At 65.4% G+C, this 8,881-nt stretch carries 8 protein-coding genes, 1 tRNA gene and 1 pseudogene; 4 read left to right on the forward strand and 6 right to left on the reverse strand.

What is annotated here, in order from left to right; genetic code table 11:
- Nucleotides 1-261 precede the first annotated feature (261 nt).
- Nucleotides 262-723 carry a hypothetical protein gene (locus EVC45_RS42610; protein WP_129964091.1) on the reverse strand — a complete coding sequence of 154 codons (462 nt, stop codon included), beginning with the start codon at nucleotides 721-723 and terminating at the stop codon, nucleotides 262-264.
- A 480-nt stretch (nucleotides 724-1,203) separates the two neighbouring features.
- On the opposite strand from EVC45_RS42610, the pseudogene EVC45_RS42615 reads away from it, so the two are divergent.
- The 4 genes and pseudogenes from EVC45_RS42615 to dhaK form a co-directional block, all read left to right on the forward strand.
- A pseudogene (locus tag EVC45_RS42615) lies at nucleotides 1,204-1,366 on the forward strand (Zn-dependent hydrolase); the annotation flags it as partial.
- A 134-nt stretch (nucleotides 1,367-1,500) separates the two neighbouring features.
- The gene (locus tag EVC45_RS42620; RefSeq protein WP_129964092.1) at nucleotides 1,501-2,295 is read left to right on the forward strand and encodes a M81 family metallopeptidase; all 795 of its coding nucleotides are present in this window, start codon (nucleotides 1,501-1,503) and stop codon (nucleotides 2,293-2,295) included.
- 78 nt (nucleotides 2,296-2,373) lie between these two features.
- A tRNA-Val gene (locus EVC45_RS42625) sits at nucleotides 2,374-2,450 on the forward strand.
- A 286-nt stretch (nucleotides 2,451-2,736) separates the two neighbouring features.
- Nucleotides 2,737-4,440 (forward strand): dihydroxyacetone kinase subunit DhaK, encoded by a 1,704-nt coding sequence (gene dhaK / locus EVC45_RS42630; protein ID WP_129964093.1) that lies wholly within the window; start codon nucleotides 2,737-2,739, stop codon nucleotides 4,438-4,440.
- Nucleotides 4,441-4,510: 70 nt separating this feature from the next.
- Here the strand turns inward: dhaK and EVC45_RS47825 are convergent, their stop codons facing one another.
- From EVC45_RS47825 to EVC45_RS42650, 5 genes are all read right to left on the reverse strand, one after another.
- Nucleotides 4,511-4,645 (reverse strand): hypothetical protein, encoded by a 135-nt coding sequence (locus tag EVC45_RS47825; protein WP_267939986.1) that lies wholly within the window; start codon nucleotides 4,643-4,645, stop codon nucleotides 4,511-4,513.
- A 36-nt stretch (nucleotides 4,646-4,681) separates the two neighbouring features.
- Entirely contained in the window at nucleotides 4,682-5,737 is a 1,056-nt protein-coding gene (locus EVC45_RS42635; protein WP_129964094.1) for a permease, read from the reverse strand.
- Between the two features lie 25 nt (nucleotides 5,738-5,762).
- Entirely contained in the window at nucleotides 5,763-6,839 is a 1,077-nt protein-coding gene (gene mnmH, locus EVC45_RS42640; protein ID WP_129964095.1) for a tRNA 2-selenouridine(34) synthase MnmH, read from the reverse strand.
- Between the two features lie 115 nt (nucleotides 6,840-6,954).
- Entirely contained in the window at nucleotides 6,955-8,013 is a 1,059-nt protein-coding gene (selD, locus tag EVC45_RS42645; RefSeq protein ID WP_129964096.1) for a selenide, water dikinase SelD, read from the reverse strand.
- 269 nt (nucleotides 8,014-8,282) lie between these two features.
- Complete coding sequence (locus EVC45_RS42650) at nucleotides 8,283-8,597, reverse strand: beta-xylosidase (protein WP_129964097.1); 315 nt, start codon at nucleotides 8,595-8,597, stop codon at nucleotides 8,283-8,285.
- Nucleotides 8,598-8,881 lie beyond the last annotated feature (284 nt).

Genomic DNA, 8,881 nt, shown 5'->3' on the forward strand with positions numbered 1-8,881 from the left:
CATCCCGAACAGGACCGTGAAACGACTCCACGCCGATGATAGTGCGGATTGCCCGTGTGAAAGTAGGTAATCGTCAGGCTCCTTACCCAGTCAGAAACCCCACCCTCAGCGGTGGGGTTTCTGCGTTTACGCGGCCGAATTCGCGCGCTTCACTGCTTTCCGATCCGCAACGCATCCGCGTAACCCGTCGAATTCCGACACATTCGTCAAAAAGCCGTGTCCTTTAGGCTCAGGCGAACGGCACTTCCTCCAAAAGAAACGCTAAGCTCGCTTACGCGCCGGCGCCCGATCGGATCCACCTGCGATAAAGCGGTCGAGCCGTTCACTGGCCTCCGTAATCGCCCAAAGCGGAGCGCGATGCAACTGCCGATCGTAACTCGTTGCGATCGATGCAAAGAGCTCGAATCCCGCTTCGTCCAGCTTCCATTCATCGCGTTCCCGACCTGCGTCGAACACCAACGCCGACGTGCGGTCCGCGACGTGGAGTTCTTCCTGGCTCATCGAGCCGAAGCCGGCATCGGCGAGGTAGCTGGTCAGCAGCATGATCTGCGTGAGCGTCTGTGCGTCGCTCTTCGTGCCGACGCCGCGGCGCAGCGCGTCGAGCGACAGATGAACTCGCAACGCGAGATCGTCGGCGATCTGGCGCGCGATGGGCAACAGCATGGCCTTGGCATGCCGCGCGCGGGCAGCGCCAGTATTGCGGAAGGGAATCGGTTGTGCCATGGAGATCCGAGGGGTTTGCCTGAGCACATGCAATAACGGCGCGCTTCGCAAAAGGTTGAGCCTTCATTGCGTTTTACCCGCTTCGTTCGACGAAAACGTTTGCTGGCAATCACTTGCGCGCAGATTGCCGGTACGTCGCGGCGTGCGCAGTTGAGCGGATTTGCACCGTACACCGCCGGCGATGCGCCGTTCGCTTCCCGCGAATCCAACGGCTTCACCTACTATGCATGCCCACGGAATACGTCGCCGCGTCGCCGTCTCGCGCACTTCCGGCCGTCTGCCTTGGCCAAACTTCCCTATCATGACAATTGGAACAACGCCTACCAGCGAGCCGGAACCGATGAAGTTCCGCCGGCAAACGCCATCCGGCTGACTTCGACGCGAGGAAGCATCGTTGCAAGCTCATTCGCCCAACATTGTCTCGGCGCCAGGCCGATTTGCGGATCGACGACGCGTGGCAGTGAGACAGTCTCATGCAGTGCGCGAATCGGGGCGACCGACGAAGGCGGGGTTTGGCGTCCAGCGCTGACCGAACTCGACCGCCAGGCGCGCGAGCGTTTCATCGCATGGGCGAAAGAGGATCGGCTGCACGGCGTGGGTCGACGCGGTCGGCAATAGCTTCGCGTGGCGGACGGGACGGCGCTCATCTTCGTGCCGTGCAAGGACGCCATCATCCACAACGAAATCGAGGACGCGCGCCGATCATCTGGAAGCCGGCTGCAATGCGCCGCCGCAGCTGATGCTGAACGCGGAGTCGAGAACGGGGAGCACATGCGCATGAAGATCCTGATCGCCCGAATGAATCACGAGACCAACACGTTCTCGCCGGTAGAGACTCCGTTGGCCGCGTTCGGCCGCAACGGCCCCAGCTACGGCCGCGCCGCGTTCGACGAGAACAAGGGCATGCAAACGGCGATGGCCGCGTTCATCGACGCCGCCGAGCACATGCACGCGGAAATCGTGACGCCGATCTCCGCAATGGCGAATCCGAGCGGGCCGGTCGACGCCGCCGCCTACGATGCGATCTGCGACACGATCCTGACAGCCGCAAAGGGCTGCGACGTCGTCAGCGGGCCCTTGTGCGACCCGCAGGCGGTGGCCGCATTGGCGGCCTCGGGTGTCGGCAGCACGGTCACGCTCGCGATCGGCAACAAGCTCACCAACGATGCTTTGCCCTCGCGTTCGCCGCTTGCCGTGACCGGCGTCGTGCGCGCGTTGACCGACGGCGAATACGTGATCAGCGGCCCGACCTACACCGGCCAGCGCGGCTACATGGGACGCGCGGCAGTGCTCGACACCGGCACGATGAAACTCGTCGTGACCGAACGCACGCACGAGCCGTGGGATCTCGGCGTGTTCGAGAGCGTCGGCATCGATCCGCGCCGCGCGCGTTTTCTGCTGCTCAAATCGCGCATGTATTGCCGGCCGGTTTTCGTGCCGATCGCGGCGGCACTCGTCGAATGCGATAGCCGCGGCGTCACGAGTTCGGACTATGGTCTGTTCAGCTTCGAGCACGTGAAGCGGCCGGTTTATCCATTGGACTCCGACACCGAATGGCCCGCGACCAACTGATCGACACGCATGCGTTTCGATAAATCGCGGCAAGGGCTTGTGCAGTCCGCAATGAGTCTCTATAATTCGCGCCTCTAAAGGCTCGTAGCTCAGTTGGTTAGAGCACCACCTTGACATGGTGGGGGTCGTTGGTTCGAATCCAATCGAGCCTACCAACGCATCTGTGACGTAGACGAAAGCGGTTCCGCTTTCGTCTACGGTCCAGTCAAATCCATCCAGTCGTTCCCGCAGTTTCGCCGTTCGGCACTACATCCCGTTTCGTTTTCGTCGTCTGCTTGCAGCTCGAGGCTTGCGCACATTCGTACGCGCTTTAAGCTATCGCGTCGTCGTTCGACGATGCGCGGTACAGTTGAACCTTCCGCTTTCGCCGCCGACCCGACTGCCGTTCGCATCGCATCGTTCGATCATGCGCTGCCGGCAGCATCCAACGGAGCTGACGCAATGAAGAAGCTCATCAACGATGTGTCCACCGTGGTCCCCGATATGCTCGACGGGCTCGTCGCGCTCAATGCCCAACTCTCGCTGTTGCAGGGCGGCACGATCGTGTTGCGCGCCGATGCCGAGGCCGTGGCCGCGCGCGGCGAGGTCGCGCTGATCTCGGGCGGCGGCTCGGGCCACGAGCCCGCGCACGGCGGCTACGTGGGTCAAGGCATGCTGAGCGCGGCGGTGGCCGGGGAGGTCTTCACCTCGCCCTCCACCGACGCCGTGCTCGACGCGATACGCGCGGTGGCCGGCCCCGCGGGCGTGTTGCTGATCGTCAAGAACTACACGGGCGACCGCTTCAACTTCGGCCTCGCGGCCGAGATCGCGCGCGCCGAGGGCATCCCGGTCGAGATGACGATCGTCGCCGACGATGTCGCGCTGAGTGCGAGCGGCGATCACGCGGGCCGTCGCGGCCTTGCGGGCACGGTGCTGGTTCACAAGATCGCGGGCGCGGCGGCCGCGCGCGGTTTGCCGTTGGCCGAGGTCGCGCGGATCGCCCGCGAGGCGGCCGCGTCGCTCGGCACGATGGGCGTCGCGCTGACGGCGTGCACGGTGCCGGCCGCGGGCAAGCCGGGCTTCGAGCTGGGCGACGGCGAAATTGAATGGGGCCTCGGCATTCATGGCGAACCCGGCGTGGCGCGCGGAGCGCTGGAGCCGGCCGACACGATCGTCGGCAAGCTGCTCGCAAAGATCGTCGACGACCTCGCGTTGCAGGCCGGCGGGCGCGTCGCGCTGCTCGTCAACAATCTGGGCGGCACGCCGTCGAGCGAACTCAACGTGGTGGCTGGCGCAGCGCTGCGCCAGCTCGACGCGCGCGGCATCGAAGTCGCGCGCGCGTGGTCCGGCACGTTCCTGAGCGCGCTCGAAATGGCCGGCGTGTCGCTGACGCTGCTGCGTGTCGATGACGAACGGCTGAGCCTGCTCGACGCCGCCTCGCATACGAGCGCATGGCCTGCGCTGAGCGGGCGCGTCGCGCAGGTCGCAGTGCGTGCGGCGCCGCCCGCCCCGCAAAGCGCGAGCGGCGCGACGCTGGCGCGTGACGCGACGCTGCGTCGCGCGATCGAAGCGGTCTGCGAGTGCCTGCTGGCAGCCGAGCAGACCTTGACCGAGATGGACCAGCGCGTCGGCGACGGCGACCTCGGCATCAGCCTCGCGCGTGGCGCACGCGCGGTGCAGCTCGAACTCGATTCCTACGCGTCCGCCACCACGCCGGGCGCGGTGTTGCGTGGCATGTCGGCGACCTTGCGGCGCGTGGTGGGTGGCACTTCGGGTCCGCTATACGCGGTGATGCTGCTGCGCGCGGCGGCCGCGCTCGAACAGTCAGGCGCGACTACTGCACGACAATGGGCGACCGCGTTCAGCGCTGGTATCGATGGATTGATGGAACTGGGTGGCGCGAAGCCGGGGGATCGCACGATGGTCGATGCGCTGAAGCCCGCCGCCGACGCGCTGCATGACGCGCTGGCTCAGGGAGCGTCGACGCATGCCGCGTTGCAAGCCGCCGCCGATGCGGCAAACGAGGGCGCGTCGCGCACCGCATCGATGCATCCGCGCCGCGGGCGTTCGAGCTATGTCGGTGAGCGCGCGCTCGGTCACGCAGACCCCGGCGCGCATGCGGTGGCGTTGTGGCTCGCGGCGATTCGCGACGCCCTGGCCGATTAGGCGCAAGCGGACGCTACCGCGATGGCATCGGGCGAGCGCGCCTTCACGGACGAGAAAAACAACGCCGCCTTCAGGGCCGCAGCAAATCGAACCCGGCGAAGGCCACGACGCCGCTCAGCGCGATCAGCGCCACCGAGTGCTGTCCAACGTACAGCAGGCCAGCGGCGGACCAACACGTTAAGGCGAATGCGGCAATACGTTTCATGCTTCCTTCTTCTACTACTTGAACTCAACAGGCGATTCAAAAGCCCAGCGCAACGGCCAGCAAACCGCTGACGACACCACACACCGCCACCGCACAGGTCACCACCGTCAGCACGCGCCGCGGAAACGAGCGCGCGAGCATCGCGAGCGACGGCACGCTGACGAGCGGCAGCGTCATCAGCAGCGCACCGGCGGGGCCGGCGGCCATGCCGAACGAAAGCATCGCCTGAATGATCGGCACTTCGCCCGCGGTCGGAATCACGAACAGCGTGCCGGCGATCGACAACGCGATGATCCACAGCAGGCTGTTGTCGATGTGCGGGCCGATGTGCGGAAACAGCCACGCGCGCGCCGCGCCGAGGATCAGCACCAGCACGATGTATTCCGGCACGAGCCGCAGCGTCATGCGGCCGAGAATCGTGATCCAGCGCGAGAACGCGGTGCCCGGATCGTCGGCGCTGACCAGTTGCGCGACGGCCTCTTGCGACGCTTGCGCTTCCTGCGGCGTGATCATGCGGTTCACGACGTAGCCGAGGCCGAACACCATCAAGATGCCGAGCGCGAGGCGCAGGCCCATCCACTGCCAGCCGAGCACGAAGCCCATGAAGATCAGCGTCGCGGGATTCAGCGCGGTGTTACCGAGCCAGAACGCAATCGCCGCGCCCGGCGCCGCTTCGCGCGCGCGCAGGCCCGCGACGACCGGCGCCGCGCAGCAGGTGCACATCATGCCCGGCAACGACATCAGGCCGCCTTTGACGACGCTGTTGAAGTCGGCGCGGCCGAGCGCGCGCGCGACCCACTGCGGCGGAATCAGCGCCTGCACCGCGGAGCCGAGCAGCAGGCCGAGCACCATCGCTTGCCAGATCGCCTTGCCATACGCGAGCGCGTAGTCGATCGCGGACTGCCACGAGGCCGCCGGCGCGCTCGCGGACGTACCCATCAGGATCGACTTGCCGATCGAATGCTGGCTCGCGGCGACGAACGCGCGGTTGTAGTACGGAAACCACTTCACATAGAAGAGGCCGACGACGGCGATCAGCAGGAACACGATCCAGCCAAGCGTGACGCGGGGTTGCCGAAGGGTTGATTGCATGATCGTTATTGAGTGTCGTTATGGGTCAACCGACGACGAGCGTGCGGCAAGTGCGGCTATCGAGCTGCGCAAGCAGCGTTTTCGCCTGCTCGATGACGTCGGTGTCGTTCGGGCGGAACTCGAGTTGCAGCGCGTTCGGCAGCTGGTCGAAATGCTGGCCGCTGCTGCGCGCGTAAGCGGGATCGTAATGCCGTTCGATCAACTCGCGCGCGAGTTCGGCGCGCCGGTTGTCGTCGACGAGCCGCAGCCAGCCCGCGACCCGCTCGCGGCTGTGCAGACCGATCAGCCGTTCCAGCTGTCCCTTCAGGTAGTCGGGATCATCGAACAGATGCGCGTAATCCTGCAGCAGAAACGCCGCGCGATCCTCGCGGCTCGAACGCACCTCGACACACGCGCCGCGATGAAACGTTTCGAGCAGCGCGAGCGGCAGCGTGACGGAGCCGATGCGCCGGCTTTCCGCCTCGACGAACACCGGCCGGTTCACGTCGAGGTCGCGCAGCGCCGAGACGAGCAACGTGTCGAAACGCTTTTGCGACGGCTGCGACACCCCGGCATACGCGCCGAGCAGCGAGCCGCGATGCGAGGCGAGCGCCTCGAGGTCGAGCGTTTGCGCGCCGGCCTGATGCAGCGCGGACAGCAGCCGGGTCTTGCCGCTGCCGGTCGGGCCGACGAGCGCGATATAGCTGAAACGGCGCGGCAGGGCCTCGAGCCTTTCCAGCGTGGCGCGCCGGTAGCTTTTGTAGCCGCCGTCGAGTTGCCGCGCCGACCAGCCGATCATGTTGAACAGCGTCGTGACCGAGCCCGAGCGCTTGCCGCCGCGCCAGCAGTAGATCAGCGGACGCCAGTTGCGCGGCCGGTCGGCGAAGGTGGTTTCCAGATGATGCGCGATGTTGCGCGCGACGAGCGCCGCGCCGATCCGTGTGCCCTCGAACGGCGACACCTGCTTGTAGGTGGTGCCGACCAGCACGCGTTCTTCGTTGCTCAGCACCGGCGCGTTGGTCGCGCCCGGAATATGATCTTCCTCGAACTCGAGCGGCGTGCGAACGTCGACGATTTCATCGAAATCGCCGGCTTTATCGAGGCTGACTAGAAGGCTTTTCAAGGGAGTAGGGACAAAACGGACCGCGGGAAGAGTGAAATTATCGCATGGGCGGCTCGTTCGGGCCGGTTGTGCGTCCTTTCCGCCGTCCTCAAGCGGTGTCCTTCAGCCGCCCTTCTCAGACCACCTCGACCCGCGCTTCCCCGCTCACCATCTCGCCGATCACCCGCGCGTCGGCGAAGCCATCGGCGCGGAATAGCGCGAGCACCTCGTCGACCGCTGCGGGCGCGCACGACACCAGCAGCCCGCCCGACGTCTGCGGATCGGTCAACAATGCGCGGCCGGCGGCCGGCAGCGTGGCGGGCAGCACCACGTCGTGGCCGTAGGCATCCCAGTTGCGGCCCGATGCGCCGGTGAAAATGCCGGCTTCCGCGAGGCTCGCGACGTTCGGCAGCCACGGCAGGTCCGCATAGCGCACGCGCGCGGTCAGCTTCGAGCCGCGCGCGAGTTCCAGCGTGTGGCCGAGCAGGCCGAAGCCGGTGATGTCGGTCAGCGCATGCACGCCGTCGAGCCGTGCCAGTTCGGCGCCCGGCCGGTTCAGCTTGGTGGTCGCGCCGATCATGGCCGCGTAGCCGGCCTCGTCGAGCCGGTCTTTCTTCAATGCCGCGGACAGAATGCCGACACCGAGCGGCTTGCCGAGGATCAGCACGTCGCCGGCCTGGCCACCCGCGTTGCGCTTGACCCGCTTCGGATCGACGATGCCCAGTGCGACGAGGCCGTAAATCGGCTCGACCGAATCGATCGAATGGCCGCCCGCGAGCGGGATGCCCGCTTCCGCGCAGACCGATTCGCCACCCTTCAGCACGGCCGCGATCACGTCGTGCGGCAGCACGTTGATCGGCATGCCGACGATCGCGAGCGCCATGATCGGCTTGCCGCCCATCGCGTAGACGTCGGAGATTGCGTTGGTCGCTGCGATGCGGCCGAAGTCGAACGGATCGTCGACGATCGGCATGAAGAAATCGGTGGTCGCGACGATCGCCTGGTCTTCGTTGAGCTTGTAGACGGCGGCGTCGTCGGCGGTGTCGTTGCCGACCAGCAGGTCGGGGAAAAACGGCAGCGGCGCGCTGCGCTTGAGCAGATCGGCGAGCAGGCCGGGCGCGATCTTGCAGCCGCAGCCGCCGCCGTGCGACAGACTCGTAAGACGGGGCGACTGGCTTGCTTGGACTTGGGTCATGAGGGAGGGAGATCGGGTTCGTCGAATGAACGCATTATGAGGGTAGTTTTCACACTTCGCAGCGTCGGCGCGGGCGCCAAGCGGCCCTATGCCGAACCCATTTATCCCAACGATAAACGACCGCGTAATTAATACTAATGCCGAGGGCAATGCAAACCGCGAGTGCGCGCGGTCCAACCGCATTCTTCACGCGATAACGCAATTCCGCAGTGCCGCGCGAATCGATCCGACGACAATTAGCAAACCGGTTATCGCGCGATTCCAGAACCTTATTTATTGCTGCCCGCACCGGTCCCATACAAGCCATTGTTAAATCCGCCGGCACCGTCGGCTTTTTGTCCCTGGCCGGCGGTATTGCCGCGCGCATTGCCTTGCCCGCTGTCTTTCGACTGAGGTTTATGCGATTCGTGAACCGCCGATGCGGCCGGATCGGGCATCGAGTCCGTCCCGGACGCGCGGTTTTCCATTTGCGAAGAGCCGCTTGGCTGGGGAATCTGCGCTAGGCTGGGTCGGCCCGCGACCAGCAGCGCGGCGCCGGCGAGCGCAAGCGAGGCCGCGCGGCAGCAGAAAGTCGGGTAGTTCATAGGAGCGCGAATAATCCGTCGATAAGGTCAATTCGATTCACCACTCGCGGATGCAGCATGAACGGTGCCCGGCAGCGGGAATAAATCGTGCAGACGGGGTGCCGACGTTCATTCAACTGACTATCTGATGTCTTATTTTGCCGGGTGGCGAAGGCACTACGATCCCGCTGCATGTCGCAAAACTGGCACCTATAATCAATTTGTCTCTGTATCGGCTCCGGTTGTCTGGACAAGCTTTTGCAGCTCAGGCGGCCAGCTTCATCAGCCTTTCCTGACGGGCTTCG

It is taken from the genome of Paraburkholderia sp. UYCP14C (assembly GCF_004197395.1).
Taxonomy (GTDB): Bacteria; Pseudomonadota; Gammaproteobacteria; order Burkholderiales; family Burkholderiaceae; genus Paraburkholderia.

Bases quoted from the DNA above. Each gene is read 5' to 3' on its own strand.
- EVC45_RS42610 (WP_129964091.1), bottom strand. From the start codon at position 723: ATGGCACAACCGATTCCCTTCCGCAATACTGGCGCTGCCCGCGCGCGG.
- EVC45_RS42620 (WP_129964092.1), top strand. From the start codon at position 1,501: ATGAAGATCCTGATCGCCCGAATGAATCACGAGACCAACACGTTCTCG.
- dhaK (WP_129964093.1), top strand. From the start codon at position 2,737: ATGAAGAAGCTCATCAACGATGTGTCCACCGTGGTCCCCGATATGCTC.
- EVC45_RS47825 (WP_267939986.1), bottom strand. From the start codon at position 4,645: ATGAAACGTATTGCCGCATTCGCCTTAACGTGTTGGTCCGCCGCTGGC.
- EVC45_RS42635 (WP_129964094.1), bottom strand. From the start codon at position 5,737: ATGCAATCAACCCTTCGGCAACCCCGCGTCACGCTTGGCTGGATCGTG.
- selD (WP_129964096.1), bottom strand. From the start codon at position 8,013: ATGACCCAAGTCCAAGCAAGCCAGTCGCCCCGTCTTACGAGTCTGTCG.
- EVC45_RS42650 (WP_129964097.1), bottom strand. From the start codon at position 8,597: ATGAACTACCCGACTTTCTGCTGCCGCGCGGCCTCGCTTGCGCTCGCC.